14 protein-coding genes are annotated in these 22,376 nt (G+C 66.6%); 7 read left to right on the top strand and 7 right to left on the bottom strand.

All coding sequences use genetic code 11. The features are described from left to right. Positions 1-59 precede the first annotated feature (59 nt). The 3 genes from H521_RS23415 (at position 60) to H521_RS0113770 (ending at position 5,571) form a co-directional block, all read left to right on the top strand. Positions 60-2,306 carry a glycosyltransferase family protein gene (locus H521_RS23415; protein ID WP_211215511.1) on the top strand — a complete coding sequence of 749 codons (2,247 nt, stop codon included), beginning with the start codon at positions 60-62 and terminating at the stop codon, positions 2,304-2,306. A 64-nt stretch (positions 2,307-2,370) separates the two neighbouring features. Further along, positions 2,371-3,525 (top strand): UDP-galactopyranose mutase, encoded by a 1,155-nt coding sequence (gene glf / locus H521_RS0113775; protein ID WP_022893614.1) that lies wholly within the window; start codon positions 2,371-2,373, stop codon positions 3,523-3,525. A 60-nt stretch (positions 3,526-3,585) separates the two neighbouring features. Further along, on the top strand, positions 3,586-5,571 hold the full coding sequence (locus tag H521_RS0113770; RefSeq protein WP_022893613.1) for a glycosyltransferase: 1,986 nt from the start codon (positions 3,586-3,588) through the stop codon (positions 5,569-5,571). 38 nt (positions 5,572-5,609) lie between these two features. Here H521_RS0113770 and H521_RS0113765 read toward each other — a convergent pair whose 3' ends face one another. The 3 genes from H521_RS0113765 to H521_RS0113755 are packed head-to-tail and all read right to left on the bottom strand — an operon-like array spanning position 5,610 to position 8,488. Continuing rightward, the gene (locus H521_RS0113765) at positions 5,610-6,872 is read right to left on the bottom strand and encodes a polysaccharide biosynthesis protein (RefSeq protein WP_022893612.1); all 1,263 of its coding nucleotides are present in this window, start codon (positions 6,870-6,872) and stop codon (positions 5,610-5,612) included. A 4-nt stretch (positions 6,873-6,876) separates the two neighbouring features. Continuing rightward, positions 6,877-7,635, bottom strand: coding sequence for an ABC transporter ATP-binding protein (locus H521_RS0113760; RefSeq protein ID WP_022893611.1), 759 nt, complete (start codon positions 7,633-7,635; stop codon positions 6,877-6,879). Beyond that, positions 7,619-8,488 carry an ABC transporter permease gene (locus tag H521_RS0113755; protein WP_022893610.1) on the bottom strand — a complete coding sequence of 290 codons (870 nt, stop codon included), beginning with the start codon at positions 8,486-8,488 and terminating at the stop codon, positions 7,619-7,621. Before H521_RS0113755 ends, H521_RS0113760 begins: the two co-directional genes overlap by 17 nt. A gap of 298 nt (positions 8,489-8,786) precedes the next feature. On the opposite strand from H521_RS0113755, the gene H521_RS0113750 reads away from it, so the two are divergent. Next, complete coding sequence (locus H521_RS0113750) at positions 8,787-9,296, top strand: class I SAM-dependent methyltransferase (RefSeq protein ID WP_211215510.1); 510 nt, start codon at positions 8,787-8,789, stop codon at positions 9,294-9,296. Beyond that, complete coding sequence (locus tag H521_RS0113745) at positions 9,293-11,095, top strand: hypothetical protein (RefSeq protein WP_022893608.1); 1,803 nt, start codon at positions 9,293-9,295, stop codon at positions 11,093-11,095. Before H521_RS0113750 ends, H521_RS0113745 begins: the two co-directional genes overlap by 4 nt. Here H521_RS0113745 and H521_RS23410 read toward each other — a convergent pair. From H521_RS23410 to H521_RS0113730, 3 genes are all read right to left on the bottom strand, one after another. Next, positions 11,074-12,381: an O-antigen ligase family protein gene (locus tag H521_RS23410; protein ID WP_022893607.1), complete on the bottom strand. Its 1,308-nt coding sequence runs from the start codon at positions 12,379-12,381 to the stop codon at positions 11,074-11,076. The two genes, H521_RS0113745 and H521_RS23410, sit on opposite strands and share 22 nt — an antisense overlap. Further along, a complete protein-coding gene (locus H521_RS23405) occupies positions 12,378-13,760 on the bottom strand; it encodes an O-antigen ligase family protein (RefSeq protein ID WP_022893606.1) in 1,383 nt (460 codons plus the stop codon). Before H521_RS23405 ends, H521_RS23410 begins: the two co-directional genes overlap by 4 nt. Before the next feature lie 103 nt (positions 13,761-13,863). Beyond that, positions 13,864-15,042, bottom strand: a complete 1,179-nt coding sequence (locus H521_RS0113730) for an acyl-CoA dehydrogenase family protein (RefSeq protein ID WP_022893605.1) — start codon at positions 15,040-15,042, stop codon at positions 13,864-13,866. Between the two features lie 105 nt (positions 15,043-15,147). Between H521_RS0113730 and manA the strand changes: the two genes are divergently transcribed. Further along, positions 15,148-16,425, top strand: coding sequence for a mannose-6-phosphate isomerase, class I (manA, locus tag H521_RS0113725; protein ID WP_022893604.1), 1,278 nt, complete (start codon positions 15,148-15,150; stop codon positions 16,423-16,425). Between the two features lie 324 nt (positions 16,426-16,749). Further along, positions 16,750-21,411 (top strand): family 78 glycoside hydrolase catalytic domain, encoded by a 4,662-nt coding sequence (locus H521_RS23400; RefSeq protein WP_084512373.1) that lies wholly within the window; start codon positions 16,750-16,752, stop codon positions 21,409-21,411. On the opposite strand, the gene H521_RS0113715 is transcribed toward H521_RS23400, so the two are convergent. Then, the gene (locus H521_RS0113715; protein WP_022893602.1) at positions 21,408-22,364 is read right to left on the bottom strand and encodes a GlxA family transcriptional regulator; all 957 of its coding nucleotides are present in this window, start codon (positions 22,362-22,364) and stop codon (positions 21,408-21,410) included. The two genes, H521_RS23400 and H521_RS0113715, sit on opposite strands and share 4 nt — an antisense overlap. Positions 22,365-22,376: the final 12 nt, after the last annotated feature.

The following is a 22,376-nucleotide window of genomic DNA, read 5'->3' as shown; positions in this document are numbered from 1 at the left end:
CGCCCGGCACCAGGCTCATCGCGCGTCGATCGAGAGCAGACGTGGGGCATAATTCTCCAATGCGAACGAAGCTGGTTTGGCCGATGATCGCGGTCGTGGTGGCCGTTTGCGGTGCGGCGATCCCGCTCCTCTTCAATCCGACGTTCTACTTCGTCGATGACTCGCAATCGGGCGCGCTCGGCCAGTGGTACGAGATCGGACGCCGTGTTCTCGAGGGTGACTGGTCCGTGATCAACCCGACCGTCTGGCAGGCGGGACACTATCTCGCTGAGGGCGCATGGGGCGTCTTCTCCCCGGTGTTGTGGGTCATCGGCATCGGACTGCATGCGTTTGCAGACGGTGCGGTGTACATGACGATCGTCAAACTCTGCTTCTTCGGGATCGCGGCATACGGCGCTTGGTTGCTGGCACGGACGTTCGGTGTCGCCACGCACTGGGCGACTGCGGTCGCGATCGCCGCCGCACTGAGCGGCTTCACCATTTATATGGATGCCGCGTCGTGGGTGAATGGGTTCATGGCGTGGGCATTGTGGCCGCTCGCATGGGCACTCATCCGTCGCGCCGTCTTCGAAGCGAAGTCTCCCCTTCTCGCATTCGTCGCGTGTGCCTCGATGATCGGCATCGGTTACGTCCACGGCACCTTGGCGCTCGCGTTCACGTTCGTTGCGACCATCGTGGAGGCCATCGGTCGCCGCCATCGGCCGACCATCGTGCGAGCGTTCGCGGCCTCGACGGTCGCGGGGCTCTTCGCCGTGATCGTGCATCTGCCCGGTCTGCTCATCTCTCCGGTGACCGGGCGTGCAACAGGGATCGGCAACTCCGGTCTCATGACGGTCGATCTCAGCGGACTCGCAGCCTCCGCGACCCCGGTCGGCGGTCCCGAGATGGTGTTCTTCGGCACCACGTTCCCGAACGCGCCGCTCCTGTACATTGCATGGTTCCTGCCGGCCCTCGCGTTCGTTGACTGGCGTCGGCTCGGCGGTGCCCTTCGTGCTCGGATCAGCATCGTCATCGTGCTCGGCGTCGCACTCTTCGCCACCCTCCTCCCGAGCGACTTCGGGCCATTGCGGTTCCCTGTGCGGTTGATGCCGTACGTCTCGGTGGGTGTGCTGTTGGTCGTGGGCGTCGGCCTGTCGTCGGCACTGGCCGCGCCACTGTCCCGCCGGCGGCTCTGGGGTGGTCTGGCGCTGACTGCTGCGTCAGCATATTTCGCTTTCGCCGCCGCGCCAGATCGGTGGCGCGGACTCGCTGTGGTGCTCGTCATCGGACTCGCTGCGATCTGGCTGGTGTTCCTGCTCCTCGGCGGACGTCGTCGGCGTGAGTCAGTCGATGCCCAGTCGCGGAATCTTCGACCCATCGCAGCCGCGTCGGTGCTCGCGGGAATCACGATCGTGATGCTCGTGCCGCAGCACTTCGTCGCGAAGGGGTCGCCGTTGCAGGACTACGGCAGCCCCACTGCGATCGCCGACTATCGGACTCAGTTCACCGAGGCCGAGGGGGACCTGCTGGTCATCGGGGGTGTGGACAACGGTCGCGGCCAGCCTGGATACTGGCTCGAGACGCTCGCCGGCAACATGTTCTACATCAATCCCGCAGCCGCGCAGAACTCGTACTCCTCGGTGTACTACCCGCCCTTCCAAGCCTTGACGTGCATGTACTACAACGGTTCCACGTGCAGTTCGGCATACACGATGCTCTTCAGCGAGCAACCCACCACCGGCCTCCCGGTGGTGGACCTCCTCGGCGTGAGCACCGTTCAATCCATCAAGCAGGGCATCCCAGAGGCCGATTGGACAGCGGTTCCCGATGGCTGGCACGTCGTCGAAGACACGACGCTCACACGAATGATCGTGCGCGACGAGCCCATCGATGGTGCTGGAAGCGTGGCATGGTCGTCCGCTGGGACCTCGGTATCGGTTGTCGACCGCGACGAGATGGGAGTGACGTTCCGAGTCGTCGACGTGCCGTCCGATGGCGGCACGGTGGCGCTCAGTCGAATTCCTTGGCCTGGCTACGCGGTGGACGGAGCCACGCTCACCGAGGAACCAGTCGACACGCTCCTGCTCGGCGTCCAGATTCCCGGCGATGCGGCAGGAACGACGGTCACCGTCTCCTATTGGTCGCCTGGCTGGCAGGTGCAGATCGCTGCCGCGGTGCTGATCGTAGTGCTGCTCGGAGCATGGGTCATCGTCCGGAGGCTTCGGGTTCGTGGCGACCGCCGCATCGACGGATGGATCGCAGGCGCTCGATCCCAGGCAGAGCCGGGATGGATGGCATCGACGACGCGTTCAGCACGGGCGGGCTAGAATCGAACTTTGGCTCGCACCGGCGGGTCAGTGATTCTCCGGTTGAAACGGAATGGGTGGATATATGACGGATGTCGACCTCGTCGTCGTCGGTTCAGGCTTCTTCGGGCTCACGGTTGCTGAGCGGGTCGCCGAAGAGCTCGGGCTGAAGGTGCTCGTCATCGACCGGCGTGACCACATCGGTGGAAACGCCTACAGCGAGGCCGATGCAGAGACCGGCATCGAAGTGCACCGGTACGGCGCACACCTCTTCCATACGTCGAACCCGAGTGTGTGGGAATACGTCAACCGATTCACGTCGTTCACCGACTACGTTCATCGCGTGTACACGACCCACAAGGGCGAGGTGTACCCGTTGCCGATCAACCTCGGCACGATCAACCAGTTCTTCCGCTCGGCACTGGGCCCCGCTGAGGCGCGCGCTCTCGTCGCAGAGCAGGCGGCCGAGCACGAAACCGGTGAGGTGCAGGATCTCGAGGAGAAGGCGATCTCGCTCATCGGGCGACCGCTGTACGAGGCGTTCATCAGGGACTACACCGCGAAGCAGTGGCAGACAGACCCGCGCGAGCTGCCGGCTGAGGTGATCAGCCGTCTTCCGGTTCGCTACACCTACGACAATCGCTACTTCAACGACCGATTCGAGGGACTGCCGACCGACGGCTACACCGCCTGGATCGAGCGCATGGCCGACCATGACAACATCGAGGTTCGGCTCTCGACTGACTTCTTCGACGAATCACAGCCCGTGAACAAGTCGGCGATCGTCGGCCAGGTGCCGGTGGTCTACACCGGGCCCATCGACCGGTACTTCGAGTACTCCGCGGGCGAGCTCGCCTGGCGAACCCTCGATTTCGAGCGTGAGGTGCTGCCCATCGGCGACTTCCAGGGCACTCCGGTCATGAACTACGCCGACCTCGATACGCCGTACACGCGGATCCATGAGTTCCGCCACTTCCACCCTGAACGCGAGTACCCCGACGACAAGACCGTCATCATGCGCGAGTTCTCGCGCTTCGCCGAGCGGGGCGACGAGCCCTACTACCCCGTCAACACGGCCGAGGACCGCGAGCGGCTCCTGGCATACCGGGAACTCGGAAAGCAGGAGTCGCGCGTGCACTTCGGCGGACGCCTCGGCACGTATCAGTACCTCGACATGCATATGGCGATCGGCTCGGCACTCTCGATGTACGAGAACAAGCTGAAGCCGGCGTTGGGCTGAGCCACCGCACCGACCGAGTCGACGCCGTCGACCTGGCCTACGACCACGAAGCATCCGACCATGATTGAGCAGCAGATGGCAGAGTCGATCGTTCTCCAACGTGTGATCTTTCCAGAGCACGGCGACCCCCAGTCGTTGCCGCTCTATCTCGACCCCGAAACGTGGACGTGGCAGGTGGCGGGTGAACGGGACGACGAGTTTCGGCTCGCTCAGGCCCGAGGCATCGCCGATGAGTCGCTCACCCGCAAGGCGGTTCGCCTCACGAACCGCAACGGACTCGCCTGGCTCGAGGGGCGTCGCGGTCTCCGCGTTCCGGCCGCGAAGTCGGTGTCCCTCGCGAGTTACTTCAACGCGTTCCCCGCCAGCTACTGGAATTCGTGGACCTCACTCTCGGGCGTCAGACTCCGCGTCTCCACGACCGGGGCCGGACGTATCGTCGTCTTCCGATCGAACGCACGCGGCGTCATCCAGCGCATCGATGGCGTCGAGGTGACGGGAACGAGGACGACCGAGTTCGACCTGCCGTTCACCTCGTTCATCGATGGCGGCTGGCTGTGGTTCGATCTGATCGCCGGCGACGAACCCCTTCACCTTGTGCAGGCGGACTGGCTCGCTCCTGAGGATGCGAGCCCTCGAGTCAACGGCACGGCAACGGTCTCGATCACGACGCTGAACCGAGGCGACTACTGCACGAAGCTCCTCGAGGCGATCGGCACTGACGAGGATGCTCGTGCCAGCCTCGATCGGGTGCTCGTCGTCGACCAGGGCTCCGAACGCATCATGGAGAACGCCGGATTCGCCGCAGCCGAGGCCGCCCTCGATGGCCGGCTGCAGGTCATCGAGCAGCGAAACCTCGGCGGTTCCGGCGGATTCTCGCGCGGAATGCTCGAAACGCTCCGAGCGGGAGAATCCGAATACATCATTCTGCTCGACGACGATGTCGAAATCGAGCCCGAGAGTCTGCGGCGTGCCGTCACGTTCGCGAACTTCTGCATCAAGCCCACCATCGTGGGCGGACACATGCTCGACATGTACGACAAGTCGAAGCTGCACGCCTACGCCGAGGGCATTCGATGGAGCCCGTTCATCTGGGGGCCGTTCACGCCGCATCGACACGACTTCGCGGAGTCGAATCTGCGGCAGACACCCTGGTTGCATCGTCGATTCGACGTCGACTACAACGGGTGGTGGATGTCGCTCATCCCGGTGCGGGTTCTCGACGAGATCGGCCTTTCGTTGCCGGTCTTCATCAAGTGGGACGACGCCGAGTACTCCCTCAGGGCGCGCGCCGCCGGGTACGCCACCGTGAGTCTTCCCGGCGCAGCGGTCTGGCATGTCTCATGGGTCGATAAAGACGACTCCCACGACTGGCAAGCGTTCTTCCATGCTCGCAACCGTCTCGTCGCTGCGCTCCTGCACTCGCCGCTGAGGCGTGGCGGCAGGCTGTGGCGTGCGAACCTGGCGGCTGACGTCAAGAACCTGCTGACCATGGACTACTACACGGTGGCGATGCGTCATGAGGCCGTCAGGAATGTGTTCGAAGGCCCGCATCAACTGCACACCGACATGGTCGACCGTCTGCCGAGAGTGCGGGCGCTCGGCACGGAGTTCAGAGAGGCGAAGCTGATTCGGAGCGCGGCCGACCGTCCGCATTTTCCTGCGAGAGAGATCATGAGCGTCACAACCGGTCGCGTCGAGCCAGGACCCCGCGGTCTCGGATTCGTGCGATGGATCGCGGCGCAGACTTGGCGGCATGCGTTCGTGCGGCCCAAGGGCATCGATGCGCCGCACGCGCATCTCGCCTATCAGGACGCACGGTGGTTCGAGGTCCCCGAGTACGACAGCGTGCTCATCACCAACGCCGAAGGGTCGGGTGCGACGTGGCACGTCAGGAACCCCAAGCTCTTCCGCAAGATGCTCCGAGACACAGTCCGGCTCAATCTCGCGTACCGCCGCAGGTGGCGCGAACTGCGAGAGCAGTACCGCAGTGCGCTCCCCGAGATCACCTCTTCAACTACATGGGCGAAGTCGCTGGATCAGGAGTGATGCGCGACGCGCGCTCCTGAACAGAGCATCGCGGGCTGTCAGCGTCGACGCTCCGCCAACGGCAGACCGACGGATTGCACGAGGAGCCCAGCCGCCGGACCGCCGATCAACGACGCCACTGCGCGAGTCTCGAGGTCGAGCGGCAGGAGCAGCACCGCAATGGTAACGACCGCCGCGAGAACCCACCCGACGGTGAAAAGGGTGTGATGTGATCTCGCCAGCGTCGCCGGCGCCATCACGCAGAGGCCTCCGAGGAGTGCCGACGATGCAGCCAGCGCTGCGATCAGCGTGGCCGACGGCACGGCTTCTTGAGGGAAGAGGAACGCGAACACGGCTGGGCCCAGCCACCAGCCGAGGGCCGTCACGACGATTCCCGCGACAAGCACCAGGAGTTCCAAGCGCAGGACCGTCGCCCAGAAGCGGTCGGCGCTGTTCCGGAACAGAACGACGAAATAGCTCTGCAACGCCATGCCCACGACGATGAGCGGTGCTCGCACGAGCACGGTGAGCAGGATGAGCACGCCCAGCGCGGCGCCGCCTGAGGCGGGTGTGGTGATTTCGAGAAGAAGCGGGAAACCACTGACGAGCATGCCCATCGAGATGGCCGCCAAGATGGTTCGTGCGACGTTCCACGTGAGCGCGCGGTAGCCGACGTCCAAGCGGGTTCGTCCTGCCAACCGACGCCGGTACACCAGCCAGATGATCACGAACGTCGTGGGGAACGGGGCAGCGACCGCCCACGCGAGAGCGACGACGTCGTGCGTGAAGAACAGAACGATCGCGATCAGCGCGAGACGGAGCACGCCTTCGACGAGGATGGCCCAGAACAGTGCGGTCCAGTGCGAGACGCCGTAGAGCGTTCCGGTGAGCACGGCGAGCAATACGTACGAGCACGCCCCGACCACGAGCGGCCACACGAGGGCGAGTCCGAGGTCAGGGAAGACGAGACTTCCCCAGAATGGAGCAGAGACGAGAAGGACCACTGCAACGATGACGGTCGCGACCACGGCGAACCGCGTGACCTGGGAGAGCTCTGTCGCCGGGGGAGCGACTGGCTGTTCAATGACGTGGGTCGCCCTGGTGATCTCCTGTTGGATGCCGGAGAGGCCTGCTGCGAGGAGGAACGTGAACGACCAGAACACTGCGAACGTCGAGTACGCGGCAGCGCCGATGGTCCACGGTACGAGCCAGGTGATGACGTATCCGGCGATGCCGATCACCCCGGTCGCCACCAACACACGGAGGAAGCCCCCACGGTCGGCGTCGGGGGCGGGTGTCGCGTACTCCTCGACGGTCGACATCGATCTACTTCGACGATCCTCGGGAGATCATTTCGCCGATGGCGGTCTTCACATCGCCGTCGTACACCTTGCGGCCGCGTTCGAGCACGATTCCTCGCTGGCACAGCTCGGCGACCATGTCGAGGTCGTGACTGACGACGAGCATGGTCTTGTTCTGCGACGACAGCTCGGCGATCTTCGCCTTGCACTTCTCGCGGAATGGCGCATCTCCGACGGCGAGCACCTCATCGACGAGCAGGATGTCGAGTTCGGTATGAATGGCGACGGAGAACGCGAGTCGGACGAACATCCCAGAGGAGTAGTGCTTCACTTCCGTGTCGATGAACTCGCCGATCTCCGCGAACTCGACGATACGGTCGAAGTTCGCGTCCACTTCCTTCCTCGTCATTCCGAGGATGGCGGCGTTCAGGTAGACGTTCTCGCGGCCGGAAAGATCGGGGTGAAAACCGGCCCCGACCTCGATCAGCCCTGCGACGCGTCCCCGGGTCAGCACCATGCCTCCGTTCGGTCGCAGGACGCCTGAGATCAGCTTCAGCAGCGTCGACTTGCCAGAGCCGTTGTATCCGAGGAGGGCCACCGACTCGCCCTCGCCGATGGTGAAACTCACATCATCGAGTGCTGAGAACACGGTCGTCAGCTTCTTACGTCGAAGCCAAGCGATGAATGCCTCTTTGAAGGAGTGCGTGTGTCGCAGCACGAACGTCTTGCGGATGTCGTTGACCACGATCCGCGGGACGCCGGTGAGCTCAGAGGTCTTGGGCAAAGCGACCCTCCAGCCGTCGGAAAGCGAACTGCCCGACGAACAGCAGCACGATGGCGAGGCCGAGGGCGAGGAATGCGTTGAGCCAGAGTGAGTCGGGCCGCTCGACCGCCTCGCTGATCGTCGGTAGCCAGAAGCCCTCGTGGAACAACTCCACGGCGGCGGTCAAAGGATTCAGCATGTAGATCTCGAGAACCCATGCTGGAACGGTGTCGCGCACCATCGTCCAGGAGTACAGGACCGGCGATGTCCACGTGGCGAAGAGGAGCACGAGCTCGACGAAGTTCTGTGCGTCACGGAACGAGACGTTCACTGCGCCGAACAGCAGACCGAGCCCTGTCGAGATGATGACGACGATCAGGGCACCGAGCAGAATGCCCGCGATACCGATCCAGGTCGGTGCCCATCCCACCCAGAGACACACCAGCAGGAGGATGAGGACCTGCGGGAGAAAGTGCACGAAGGCCACGATGACGGTTGCGACCGGGAACAGCTCACGGGGAAGGAAGATCTTCTTCACGAGCGGAGCGTTGTCGACAATCGACTTCGTGGCGTTGCTGAAGGCCTCATTGAAGAGATTGATGACGATGATGCCCGAGAACAGGTAGACCGGGAAACCGGGGATGCCCCGATTCAGATCGAGGAAGATGCCGAACACGAGATAGAAGACGATGAACTGCGCGGCCGGCTTGACGTAGGACCACGTCCAGCCGAGTACCGACCCGTGGTAGCGGGTGAGAATGCCCTTGCGCACGAGCAGCCGGAGCAGATAGCGGTACCCGAATACATCGAGGAGGCCACGGCTGCGACCGGGGACGCTGAAGCCGGCGACATCGGTCGGCTGGGATCCGGTCACGTCAGATTCGATCCTTCTATTGGGGCGGTGCTCGGGGTGTACCGCAGGTGCGCGCCTTGGGCGCGCACCGAATGATTCTATGTCGCGAATACCGTTGAGGCGAACCTGCCGGTCGTCCTGCGAGTGAGCTGCAGCGACGCCACCGGCAGCATCCGATGGCGGCACTTGATACCGTCAGAGGATGCCACAGTCAGCCCGTTCAGACGCAGCCGGCGAGGGTTCGCCGCAAACGAAGAGCCTCGCGTACGCTGAACGACTCCGTCGGCGTCAGTCGAAGTGGTGGAAGAAGATCCTTCCCGTGCAAGCGCCGTATCGCTGGAATCTCCGTCGCCTCCACCTCGGTCACACCCTCGACGTCGGTTGCGGCATCGGGCGTAACCTCGCAAACCTCGATGATGCCGTCGGCGTCGATCACAATGCGACGTCAGTGTCGATCGCGCGTGAACGCGGCCATGTCGCCTACTCTGTCGAGGGCTTCCGGGAGTCGCCGCACGCGATTGTCGGAGGCTTCGACACTCTGCTCTTCGCGCACGTACTGGAGCACATGAAGCGCGATGAGGCCACCGAACTGGTTCGCGCGTATCGCCCGTACCTCCGCGCCGGTGGGCGACTGTGTTTCATCACCCCTCAGGAACGCGGATTCAAGTCCGATCCGACACATGTGGAATTCGTCGATTTCGTTGCACTTCGTGAGATCTGCGCGGACCTCGGGCTCGATATCGAGCGCTCCTACTCCTTTCCGTTCCCTCGCTGGGCCGGATCGATCTTCATCTACAACGAGTTCGTCGTAGTGGCCCGCGTTCGATGAGCATCTCGAACCACACCACGAGGAGTACCTGGAGAACCGTCGTGGCCGTCGCGACGAGCGTCGCCGTCGTGCTCGGGAGCCAACTGCTCCCGCTCGCACTGCATGGCGGTCTTCGTCTGGACCGCATGCGGACGTTCTTCTCATTCGACCAGTGGGGATACCTCGCGATCGTGCGCAACGTCGCCGACGGGCTGTTCTCAGACGTCGAGCCCGACACGGAAACGGGCAGCAACTTCTATCCGCATGGGTACTACACCTTGCTCGGACTCGTCGCGAGAGCGACGGGCATCCCATCGATTGTTGCGTGGAACGTGGTGGGCCTTCTGGTCCTCGGCTCCCTCGTTGCCGTTCTCGCCACGGTTCTCGTTCGTTTCGGTGGGCGCGTTCGGTACGCGTTCCTGGCCCCCGTCCCCTTCCTCATCGGCACGTACGCCTGGGTATGGGCAGATGACTGGCGGGTGCCGCTCGAGTCCCACGCCGTACTGTGGGCACCGTTCGCGGTGCTCCACTCCGGCAACGGCGAGATGGCAGGACTCTCGGCTGCAGGGGCGGCGCTGCTCTGCCTGATCGCCGTCTGGTTCCGGCCGACCGCGCGAGGGTGGCGGATCAGCGTCACGATCGGGTCGGCAGCCGTGCTCGGCGCGCTGGCGAATGTGCAGACGTACTCGTTCCTGACCGGGGTCTACCTCGCAGCGTTCGTAGCTGCGAGCTGGGCGATAGTCGCTCGACGGCAATGGATCGTCGCCGGGGTGTCCGCGGCGCTCATTCCCGTCGTCTTCGTGCTCGGTCCCGTGGTCCACGACGCCGGCGGGCAGCTTCCCACGCTCGTGTTCGGACTCCTCCCCGCGATTCCCGGGCTCGTCCTCGTGGTCATCACGTCTCGCGGTCTTGTGGCGATCGCCGGACTCGTGGCCGTGCTCGCGGCGTCACCTCAGGTCGTTCGCACCCTGGTCGGCATCTCGAGCGGGGACCCGTTCCTGAGCTATCGGGTCGATTCCAACTCGAACCTCGGCGTGCCGTTCTGGTTGATTCTCGGAGCGGGAATCGTGATGTGGGGTGCGCTCGCCGCGATCCTCGTCGCGGGCATCCTGCTCCGAAAACCGGTGTGGTCGGCGTACGCAGTCGGTGGCGGTTCAGCGTGGCTGCTGCTCTCGCTCAACGACCGGTGGGGCGCCAATGCTGAGCCGTACCGAATGTGGATCGACGTGTTCGCTCTGCTGTCGATCACTGTGCTTCCCGTGATGGTCGACATCGCTCGGGGCATACGCTCGGGACTGCGTCAATCACCGCAGGCTCGTTCATTCCGATGGTGGTCTGTCGGTGCCACTGTGCTCATCGCCGCGCTCGCCGCCGGTTCGAGTGTCGATTACGTGCGATTCGTCGCGGACTCAGCCGTGCATCAGGTCGAGGACTCACTCACGGCGCAAGATCGAGCCGCAGCGGAACTCGTACTCGCCACGGATGCTGATCGGACCGGTGAACTGATCGCAACAGATCCGTGCATCGTGCCGATGTATCTGAAGGTGAACAGCGGAGCACCGATCGCGTTCTTCCATATGGGAATGGCTTGGCCGGAACGGCACGATCCCCTGGGAGACGTCGTGGTATTGCGGAACGCTGGGGAATTCCCGGTGGAGGAGGCGCGAGCTGGGGGTGTCGGCTGGGTGGTGACCGAATCATCCTGCGACTGGGAACAGCGCTATACGAGCGATCTCGACTACGTCGACTCGATCGCTGTGACTGAATCGAGCACCGTCACGCTCTGGCGGCTCCGAAGTCAGGCTGACGCGGCCGACTGAGCACTTGCTGCGAACAGCGCATCCCGCCAGCTCATGTCGCGCGCCGCCTTGACTGCGCACACCACGAGCAGCATCCACCCGCCCTCGACGAGCGCGAAGCTCTCTGCGAACGACGTCACGGCGATCGCGACGAGCATGAGGGCGGGCCATACGTAGACGACGCTCCGCCGTGTCGAGGCGAGCAGCCACGCTCGAACCAGTGCGACTCCCAGCAGCGCGATGAAGAGCAGCGCCCCGATGACGCCGACCTGGAAGTACACGTCGATATACGCGTTCAACGCCGAACCGTGCGGCCGGCCGGTGGCCAATTCGATCCACGTGTACGGCGGGGCATCCGGCCACGGCCCGACCCATCCCCATCCCTGCAGGGGATTCAGGTTGAGGTAGCGCGAGAGCTCGCGCCACACGTCGAGCCGAACGTCGAACTCGCTGCGCGCGTCGAGGAGCTCGATGATGCGGATCCGGAAGATCCAGCCGGCGATGATCGCCAGCAGGCCGGTGATCAGCAGGCCGATCTGCCAGCGCCATCGGGTCGGCGCCGAGGCCCGCCTGAGCCCGTACAGCGCGAGCAGGGCGACGAGTGCCGCCCCCAGCGCGAACCACGTCGTCGGTGATCCCGAGAAGACGAGACACAGGCCGGCGAGTGCGAGCGACGCGAACGCGCGGGGCCGCCGAGCGATTTTGGTTCGCCACTCGACGATGAACGTGAGCAGTGCGATGAGCGCGACGAAGCCCAGCATGTTGCGCGACCCGAAGATGCCCTGAATGGGTCCGAATTGCGCGATGTCGCCCTCGATGCCGAGCGCCCTGATCGGCAGATCGAGGATGATCCCCGACAGCACTTCGAGTGCGAGCGAAACGCCAAGCAGCACGCGCAGCACATCGCCGAAGGCGCGCACGATCTGGATCGTGTCGCGCATGAGCGCGACATAGACGCCGACGAACGCGAAGGCGATGAGGTAGGCGAGCCTGGCGATCGAGGTCAGCGCCGGCAGACTGCTCCAGATCACGGAGGCCGCGCACCAGCCGATGAAGACGAGGATGGTCAACGGCAGGATGCCGTACCACTCGACGGCTCGCCAGCGGGCGACCAGCGAGACGGCGCACAGCACGAGGAGTCCCAGTAGTGCTGCCAGCAGGCCGGCCGTGCCCATGAGCGTGCGCAGGGCGTGGGTCGAGAACGCAAGTCCGACCGCGAGCAGCGTGAGGGCCTGCGCGAAGCGAGCAGAGCCGGCGAACTCGCGCACGGCGACCACGAGTCGCGACGAATCCGGGGTCGGCGTCATTGCTCGCTGAGCGTGCCGTGGCGGGGGAGGTTCCCATCGACGGGTTCCGGGAACGGGCGGGGAGCGGCCGCGGCCGGCAGAGGCTCGTGCTCCCATTGCCGCCGCTTCGTCGACCAGGCGACCGCGATGAGCAGCATCCATCCGCTCTCGACGAGGATGCGGCTCTCGGCCAGGCTCTGCCCGATGAGCGCCACGAGTACGAGGAGGGGCACGAGGGCCGCGGCCGAATGGGGGAGCGGCCGGCCCGCAGCATCCATGGGCCGGTCGACGGCCAGGAACCACGAGCGCCACAGTGCGCCGATCACCATCGACGCGAACGCGATGAGCCCGATGATGCCGAGCTGCATCCACACGTCGAGCCAGGCGTTATGCGCTTGGAAGTACTGCACGCCCTTGCGCTCCGCGAGGCCGTTGAAGGGTTCGACCCAAGGCGCCCAGTAACTCACCCAGCCCCACCCGAACCACGGGCGCTCAAGAGCAAGACCGATCACCGAGTTCCAGATGTCGAACCGGCCGGTGAGGTCTTCGCTCTTGCCGAAGAGCTCGAGCAGGCGGCTCCAGAACACGATGAGCAGGGCGACGGATGCCACGAGTGCGCCGCCCGCGGTCCAGTACACCGCCGCCCGACGATTCGGGCCGACGCGCCGTGCCCACAGCACGAAGCCGAGTGCGACGAGCACGATCGCAGCGACGAGGATCACGGTCGCCGACCTGGTGAGGGCGAAGACGAGGCCGGCGACGACGAGCCAGCCGATGCCCGATGCGCGGCGCACACTGCCCGCGGCGAGCAGGGCGCCGAACACGATGAGCCCGAGCAGCGCCATCATGCCGAGAAGATTGCGGCTGGCGACGATGCCCTCGATGGGGCCGCCGTCGAACAGCAGGCCCCGCGACCAGTAGAAGGCCATCGGGAGCTTCTCGCCCGTCACCTCGAAGTCGGGGAAGTTTGGGAGCAGGGGGCCGCCGATGAACACCGCGACCCACAGCTCGAACGCGAGTGAGAGGGCGAGCACCCATTTGATCGCTCCGGCGAGACAGCGCACGAATCGTGTCCAGTCGAGGCACAGCACGAGGGCGACCGCGGTGAAGCTCGTCGCGAGCGTCGCGGCGAGCCCGACGGCAGTCGCGTCGGGGTAGAACGACCACGTGATCGAGGCGGTCGCGAGCAGCAGGAACACGAGCGTCGACTTCGGCACCCGGCGCCACTTCCAGGCGGGACGTACGCGCACGAGGAGCACGACCGCGCCGATGAGCACGACCGCGACCACGACCGCGAACCCCCACCAGCCGAGGAGATTGCGCCAGAACTGGCCGGCCAGCACGGTGAACAGCGCGAACGTGGCATACGCCGTGATCCAGCGTCGTCGGGCGGTGCTCATGCGGTACAGGCTATCGCGGCGAGGGTTGCGAACAGGTGACGAACGAAGTCGGATGCCGCGGCGGGAACGATCCCCGCCGCGGCATCCGCCATCGCGCCGGAACTCAGACGAACGCCGCCTTGCCCGTGATCTTGCGCCCCACGATGAGCGTGTTCATCTCGCGGGTACCCTCGTACGAGTAGAGGGCCTCGGCGTCGGCGAAGAAGCGGGCGACGTCGTACTCGAGCGTGATGCCGTTGCCGCCGACCGCTTCGCGGGCCCATGCCACGGTCTCGCGCATGCGCGCCGTCGTATACGCCTTCGCGAGGGCCGAGTGCTCGTCGCGTTGCTCTCCGCGGTCGAGCATCTCCGAAACGCGCACGACCATGCCGAGCGAGGCGGTGATGTTGCCGAGGCACTTGACGAGCAGGTCTTGGATCAACTGGTGCGAACCGATCGTCTTGCCGAACTGCACGCGCTCGCCCGCGTACTTCACGGCGGCCTCGTAGGCGCCGACCGACGTGCCGACAGCGGCCCACGCGACCTCGGCGCGCGTGAGGCGCAGCACGTTCGCGGTGTCGCGGAAGGAATTGGCGTTCGCGAGGCGCAGCGATTCGGGCACGGCCACATTCTCGAGGGTGATGTCGGCGTTCTGCACGGCGCGCAGGCTGATCTTGCCCTCGATCTTCGTGGCCGTGTAGCCGGGAGTCGAGGTCGGCACGATGAAGCCCTTGACCTGGTCGTCGGCGACGTCCTTCGCCCAGATGATCGTGATGTCCGAGAACGTGGCGTTGCCGATCCAGCGCTTGGAGCCGTTGAGCACCCAGGTGTCGCCCTCACGTCGCGCGGTGGTGCGCAGGCCCTGCGCGGAGTCGGAGCCCGAGAGCGGCTCGGTGAGTCCGAAGGCACCGATCACCTCGCCGCTCGCGAGCTTCGGGATCCACTCGTCGCGCTGCTCCTTCGAGCCGCACACGCTGATCGTGCCGGTGGCGAGGCCGTTCTGCACGCCGACGAACGTCGCGACCGAGGGGTCGATGCGTGCGAGCTCGAAGGCGACGAAACCGCGGAACACGGCCGAGTTCTCGAACGGCCGAGTCTCCTCCCAGTTGTAGGAGAGGGTGCCGAGATCGGCGAGCGGCTTCACGATCTGCATGGGGAACTCGGCACGCTCCCAGTAGCCGCCGATGATGGGCTTGACGTCGGCCTCGAGCCAGGCGCGCAGCGTGCCGAGCGCCTCCTTCTCCTGGTCGCTGGGGAGGGACTCGTAGGCGTAGAAATCGCTCGCGAGAGGCTCGAAGGTCATGGCAGCTCCAGTACGTCGTCGGATGCGTCGAGCCTATGCCGCGGCAGGGCGGCGCCCCGTGGCGTTGGTAGTTTTGACCCAAACGACCGAGAGGAACTCCCGAGCATGTTTGTGGCGATCGGCAACACCCCGCGTGATTACGCCTGGGGCTCGTCCACCGCGATCGCGGAGTTCCGCGGCACGGCGTCATCGGGCGGACCCGAGGCCGAGCTCTGGCTCGGCGCGCACCCCGGCTCACCGGCGCGCGTGCTCGACACGGCATCCGTCGGCCATGACGATCTCGCCGCCTGGATCGCCGCCGACCCCGAACGCGCGCTCGGGCCTCGCCTGGCGGCGCAGGGTGCGCGGCTCCCATTCCTCCTGAAGCTCCTGGCTGCCGCTGAGCCGCTCTCGCTGCAGGCGCATCCGACGCCCGAGCAGGCGCGAGCCGGCTTCGCCCGTGAAGAAGCCGACGGGGTGCCGCTCGCGGCCTACGATCGCAACTACAAGGACCGGTTCCACAAGCCCGAGCTCATCGTCGCCATCAGCGAGACGTTCGACGCACTCTCGGGATTCCGCCCGCTCGACGAGGTGCGCGGGGTGCTCGATGTGCTGCGGGCGGCGGATGCCGCGTCGACGGCGCCCGAGCCGGGCGCACTCGATCTGCTCGCCGACCATCTGACGGGCGAGCACGCGCTTCGCGACACCGTCGAGTGGCTGCTGCGCGACGGACGGGGCGGCGATACCGGCGAGGCGAGCTGGGTGATCGAGCGCGTCACCGCACTCGCTCGGTCGGAGCCGGCACTCGAGTCGGCGTACGCCCTCTCGTTCGAGACGGTCACCGTGCTCGCCGAGGCCTACCCCGGAGACCCGGGCGTCGTGATCTCGCTGCTGCTCAACCGGGTGCGTCTCGCCCGCGGCGAAGCGCTCTACCTCGCGGCCGGCAACGTGCACGCCTACCTCGACGGGCTCGGCATCGAACTCATGGCCGCGAGCGACAACGTGCTCCGCGGCGGGCTCACCCCGAAGCACATCGACGTCACCGAGCTCATCGACGTGCTCGACTTCACCCCGATCGCGCCGCCGCGGCTTCGACCCGACGAGCTCTCGCCGGGCGTCACCGCCTTCCGGCCCGACGTGCCCGACTTCGTGCTCTACCGCGTCGAGGCGGGCACGGATGCCGCGCGGGTCCCGCTCGACGGCCCGGCCATCGTGCTCGTCGAAGGCGACGACCGCGTGCGGCTTCAGGGCCGCTCGGGTGAGGTCGCCCGGCTCGGCCGCGGCGAGTCGGCGTACGTCACTCCTGATGAGGGCATGCTCGAGATCACCGGCCCCGGCATCGCGTGGATCGCGACGACGGGTGCTGTCGCGGCATCCGCCGCCGAGGTGTTCTCAAGCTGGTGATGCTCGGGCGGGCAGGGTGAAGCCGGGGCGCACGTGGAATCCATTCTTGTCTCGTCGAGCGTGACACTCGGCGTCGAGCAGCCGACCGTCGCCCGTGGGCAGCGCGTCAGGCTCTTTGGCGTAGAACGTTTCAAATTCCGGCTGATGCAGTGACGGTCGTGACCCGTATGGAGCTCCGCGCGCGCATCCGGTGATTCTGCATCTGCCGCGATACGACGGGGATCGACGCTTGAGTGTCATGGGTTGCCGTCGGCGTGCGAGGCGGATAGGCTCGAAGCGAATCCAAATGAAACGATTCAATTCGCGTCAAAGGAGACGTCTGTGATGTTTTGGAGATTCCGCGCGGTCTCACGGCGCACAACCGTGTCGGCGCTGGCCGCACTGCTGGCCGTCTCACTCGCCGGCACCGGCACGGTCGCGTTCACCGATGTCGAGAGCGGCGAGGTCGTTGTCGGAACGCTCGCCGTGAACCACCTCGAGGACGCGATCGGCATCCCGACCGCGCCGCCGGTCTTCTCCTGGCAGCTCGAGGGGCGCGAGCGAGGCATCGTGCAGTCGGCGCGGCAGATCCAGGTCGCGACGTCGGCCGACGGCCTCGACGATCCCGACGTGTGGGACAGCGGCCGGGTCGACGGCCGCGAATCGGTGAACGTGGCATACGACGGCGAAGCGCTGGAAGCGCAGACGGAGTACCACTGGCGGGTCCGGGCGTGGGACGGCGCCGGGTCGCCCACCGAGTGGAGCGAGCCGAGCAGCTTCGAGACCGGGCTGGCGGCCGACGCCACCACGGCCGAGGCATGGGGCGCTGAGTGGATCGGCGGCCCTCCCGACGGCACCCTCGGCGCCGAGTGGAGCGACTACACGCTCCGTATCCGCACCAGCAACATCACCGACGCGCTCGGCATCGTCTTCTACGCCGACTCCACGGTCGCCAACTCGTACATGTGGCAGCTGTCCGCTCGGGGCGAACCCACCCTGCGTCCGCACAGCCGGGTCAACGGCGGCTGGGGGCTGCTCGGCGAGGTCCCGATCCCGGGCGAAGCACTCCCCGGCGGCTTCGCGGGTGAGCACGAGATCACGATCGAGCTCGCGGATGACACTGCGACGACGAGCATCGACGGCCGCGTCATCGACACCCGGCCCATCCCGCTGCGATCCTCGGGCACACTCGGATTCAGGTCGGCGCAGGGCGAGTCGGGCGACGTCGAGGAGGTGACCGTCACCCGGGGAGACGAGACGCTCTTCCACACCGACTTCTCCGACGGCGTGAATCCCTTCGCGATCGGCACCGTCAGCGACGGGCGCCTGAGGGTCTCGGGCGTCGTCGAGACCGGCGTGTTCGCGAGCGAGGACCGCCCGCTTCCACTGCTCCGCAAGGACTTCGACATCGACGAGCCGATCAGCTCGGCGCGGCTCTACTCGACGGCGCTCGGCGTCTACGGCGCCGAGATCAACGGCGAACGTGTCGGCGATCACGAGTTGGCCCCCGGCTGGACCGATTACAGCCAACTGGTGCAGTACCAGGTCTACGACGTGACCGAGTTGCTGCAGCAGGGCGAGAACACGATCGGCGCGAAGCTCGGCACCGGATGGTACGCCGGGCACCTCGCCTGGGTCGGGCCGCACCGCTACGGCACCGACCCGGCGTTCCTCGGCCGGCTCGAGATCACCCACGACGACGGGACGACCTCGGTCGTCACGACCGACGGCTCCTGGAAGACCGCGCCCGGACCGATCGTCGACGCCGACATCCTGATGGGCGAGACCTACGACTTCGGCCGTGAGGTTCCCGGGTGGAGCGAACCCGGCTCCGCGAACGGGTGGTCGGCCGCCAACGTATTCACCCCCGCTGTCGGCGAGCTGCGCGCCCAGATTGATCCACCTGTCAGGGTCACCGAGGAACGACCCGTCGAAGCCGTGACTGCGCCGGCCGACGGCGTCACCATCTACGACCTGGGTCAGAACATGGTCGGCTGGGTCCGCGCCCGGCTGACGGGCGCACCCGGCGACGTGGTGACGATCCGCCACGGCGAAGTCCTGAACCCCGACGGCACCCTCTACACTGCCAACCTGCGCACCGCGCGGGCCACCGAGACGGTCACGCTCGGCAGCGACGGCACGGTCGAGTACAGCCCGAGCTTCGTCTTCCATGGGTTCCGGTACGTCGAGATCACTGGCCTCGCCTCGCCGCCAGCAGCCGAGGACCTCACCGGCATCGTGGTCGGCACCGACAATCGGCCGACGTCGACCTTCGACACGTCCGACCCGATGCTGAACCAGTTGCAGTCGAACATCGTCTGGGGCGTGCGGGGCAATTTCCTCTCGGTGCCGACCGACACCCCGGCCCGTGACGAGCGGCTGGGCTACTCCGGCGACCTGAACGTCATCGTCGACACGGCGACGTTCAACCACGACGCCTACGCGTTCCTCACCAAGTGGCTGCGCGACATGCGGCTCCGGCAGGCGCCCAACGGGGCGCTCCCGGGAGTCGCTCCCGGCACCGAACCGGGCGTCGGCGAGAGCAACGTCTCCGCCGGATGGGGTGACGCGGCCGTCACCGTCACCCACGCACTGTGGAAGCAGTACGGCGACACCCAGGTCATCGACGACAACTGGCAGATGATGGACGACCTGCTCGGTTTCTGGAGCTCCGTAGCGCAGTCCGGCATCGTGCCAGAGGGGCACGGCATCGGCGACTGGCTGAACCTCGATGACCCGACGTCGAATTCGCTGATCGCCACCGCCTACTACGCCCATGACGCGAACCTGCTGAGCGAGATGGCACGGGCCACCGGACGCGACGAGGAGGCGGATGCGCTCAGCGCGCTGTTCGACGAGATCAGCGCCGCCTTCGCTGCCCGGTTCATCGCCGCCGACGGCACCATCGACACCGGCTCGCAGGCGGCGTACACGATGTCGATCGGGATGGGACTCGTGCCCGAAGACCGCCTGGCCGCGGTGGGCGATCGGCTCGTCGAGGCGATCGAAGCCCGCGATTGGCACCTGTCCACCGGGTTCCTCGGCACGCCGCACCTGCTGCCGGCGCTCTCGGCGGTGGGACGCGACGACGTCGCGTACCGGCTGTTGCTCGAGAAGGAGTATCCATCGTGGCTGTACGAGCTCACGATGGGCGCGACGACGACCTGGGAGCGGTGGGACTCCATCCGGCCCGACGGCTCGTTCCAGGACCCGGGCATGAACTCCTTCAATCACTACGCCTATGGCGCGGTTGGCGAGTGGATGTACTCCTCGATCGCCGGCATCACGGCGACCGGGCCCGGCTACTCGACCTTCGACGTCGCGCCGCGGCCCGGTGGCGGGCTGACCCACACCGATGTGAGCCACGAGTCGCCCTACGGCGAGATCCGGTCGTCGTGGAAGCGGCAGTCCGGCCACGAGCTCAGCCTCGACGTGACCGTTCCGGCGAACGCCACCGCGCTCGTCCACGTCCCCGCGGTCGGTGAGCACGCCGTGCTCGAAGGCGGCATCGCCGCGCACGAGGCGCCGGGCGTCGAGTTCGTGCGGATGGAGGATGGGGCCGCGGTCTTCGAGGTCGGTTCGGGCACGTACGCGTTCGCGTCGGATGACGTTCGCGGTCACATCGGCGACGCGGTCGATGAGGCCGCCGCCTTCCACCGCGACGTCGACGACCTCGTCGAGGCGGGCGACGTCGACCGAAAGCTCGGCAAGCGCCTGCTGACGCAGGCATCGGCGCTCCTCCGCGCCGTCGTCGCGAGTCGCGCGCACACCGACGACGGCGCGACGGGGGAGGCGCTCGACGCGGCGAGGAAGGGCGTCGCCACGGCGGCGAAGCTCACGGAGCTGATCGAGGGCGCGTCCTCCGACGAGTCGATCGCCGCGACTGACGCCGAGGCGTTGCTCGCGTCCCTTCAGCGGGTCGATGCCGCGCTGTCGGCGATGACGACGCTGCTTCTCGGCGTGTCCGTATCGTTGGCCTTCGCCGAAGCCGACGTGGTTCCCGGTTCCACCGCCGTGCTCGAGGCGACGATCGTCAACACGGGCGACTCGAGCCTGAGCCGTCCGGCGCTGTCGCTCGACCTGCCGGCGGGCTGGTCGGCGACACCAGGATTCACCCCGCAGACCGTGGACCCCGGGGCGTCGGCGGTGGTGCCGTTGATCGTCTCGATCGGCGGCGACGAGCCGATCGCCGACGACGTCGCGCTCGCAGGAGCGGTGACCTATCGCCGGGGCCAGGCCACGGTCACCGTCCCGGTGGCGACGGCGGTGAACGTGGTGTCCCCGGTCGAGATCGTCTCGGTCCAGGCCGATCCGGCGGTGCTCGCGCACGCCGGCGACTCGACGACGGTCACGGTCACGATCCGCAACCGCCGTGCCGCGGCACCGCTGGCCGGCTCGATCCGGTTCACGGCGCCGGACGGCTGGGGCCTGGATCCGGCGACCATGCCGTACGACCTCGCTGGAGGAGCTGAGGGGATCGTGCGCACCTCTGTGACGTCGCCCGCCGCCGCCGAACTGCCGTCGGGAACCGTGGGCGTCACCGCTGTGTACGGAGACGCCGAGGTGCCGGGCGACCACGACGAGGTGCGCGTCACTTCAGAGCTGAGAGCGTGGAACTTCGAGACCGCGGGCGACGCCGAGGGCTGGGCACCGACAGGTCAGCTCACCGGCTTCACAGTCGCCGACGGGGCACTTCATGCGACATCCATCGGCGGCGATCCGAACATGGGCTTCATGGGATCGATGTCGCTGGATGCCTCTGCGGGAGCCGTGGTGGAGATCACGATGACGTCGTCGATCCTGACTCAGGCGCAGCTCTTCTGGGGCACGGCCGATCAGCCGGGCGCCGCCGAGAGCCGGAGCGCCAGGTTCAAGGTCGAGGCGGGCGGGCCGTACGTGTACCGGGTGAGCATCCCGCCGCAGGGCAGTCCGCTCACCACGTTGCGGCTCGACCCGCTCACCGCCCCCGGCGATCTCCGGATCGAGAGCATCCGGGTGCTCCGCTAGGAGGCGACCCGCACACCGAAGAGTCGGCGGTAGGCGGTCGGCGTCGTCTGCAGCACCTTCACGAAGTGGTGTCGCATCACGGCTGCCGCGCCGAATCCGGTGTCGCGCGCGATCTCCTCGAGCGTGAAGGAGGTCTCTTCGAGCAGTTGCTGCGCGCGCAGCAGGCGCTGGCGGTTGAGCCAGGCGTTCGGCGTGGTGCCCGTCTCGGCGCGGAAGCGCCGGGCGAAGGTGCGCGGCGACATGAGCGCTTTGCGAGCGAGCAGGTCGACGGTGAGGTCTTCGTCGAGGTGCTCGACCATCCACTCGGTGATCTTCGCGAACGAATCGCTGCGGCACTCGGCGACCGGCGTCTGGATGAACTGCGACTGACCGCCGTCTCGCTGCGGCGGCACGACCATGCGACGTGCGATGTTGTTGGCGGCGCTCGCGCCGAGCTCGGTGCGCACGATGTGCAGCGCCGCGTCGATGCCCGCCGCGGTGCCGGCGCCGGTCACGATCTTGTCGTCGTGCACGAAGAGCACGTCGGCATCGACGTCGGTCTCGGGGAACATCTCGGAGAGGAGGTCGGTGTACATCCAGTGAGTCGTCGAACGGCGCCCGTCGAGCACGCCGGCGTGACCGAGGGTGAATGCGCCCGAGCAGACCGAGAGCACCCAGGCGCCTCGATCGACGGCGTGACGGATGACGTCGAGCACCCGGTCGTCGGGCCGCGTGCCGATGAGCGATGCCGGAACGGCGACGAGATCGGCGGTGTAGGCGGCGTCGAGCCCCTCGTGCACGACGACGTCGAAGCCGAGTTTCGTGGGAATGGGGCCTGGCTCGGCGGCGACGACATGGAAGTCGAACGTCGGACCGCCCGTGTCGGCGCGATCGATGCCGAAGACCTCGCAGATCACGCCGAATTCGAAGGGCGCCATCTGGGGCATGGCGATGCAGGCGATGGACTGGAGCATGGCGCCTCCGGG

This window comes from Agromyces subbeticus DSM 16689 (genome assembly GCF_000421565.1).
GTDB lineage: Bacteria > Actinomycetota > Actinomycetes > Actinomycetales > Microbacteriaceae > Agromyces > Agromyces subbeticus.
The sequence above is the reverse complement of the archived record's forward strand: the minus strand, read 5'-3'. Positions and strand labels throughout refer to the sequence as shown.